General features: G+C 36.8%; 1 protein-coding gene. It reads left to right on the forward strand.

The window, feature by feature from the left end; translation table 11 throughout:
- The coding region (locus tag RYX56_RS23915) for a winged helix-turn-helix domain-containing protein (protein WP_317124328.1) at positions 1-253 on the forward strand (253 nt) is incomplete at both ends.

Genomic DNA, 253 nt, shown 5'->3' on the forward strand with positions numbered 1-253 from the left:
CTACAATACCGAGCAAATTGAATTCAAAACATGGTGCGGTGCAACCGTCGATTATCAAAATAATACGATTACCCATAATGAAGGCTCAGTTGAACTGACAAAGAATGAAATGTTTATTTTAAAACAGCTGATTGAGCAAAAAAATAAAATTGTCACACGCGACGCATTAATCAAAAGTCTATGGGATGATGAGCGCTTTGTCAGCGATAATACGTTAACTGTCAATGTCAACCGCCTACGCAAAAAACTTGAT

The organism is Alkalihalophilus lindianensis, assembly GCF_032843265.1.
Lineage (GTDB): Bacteria > Bacillota > Bacilli > Bacillales > Bacillaceae_D > Alkalihalophilus > Alkalihalophilus lindianensis.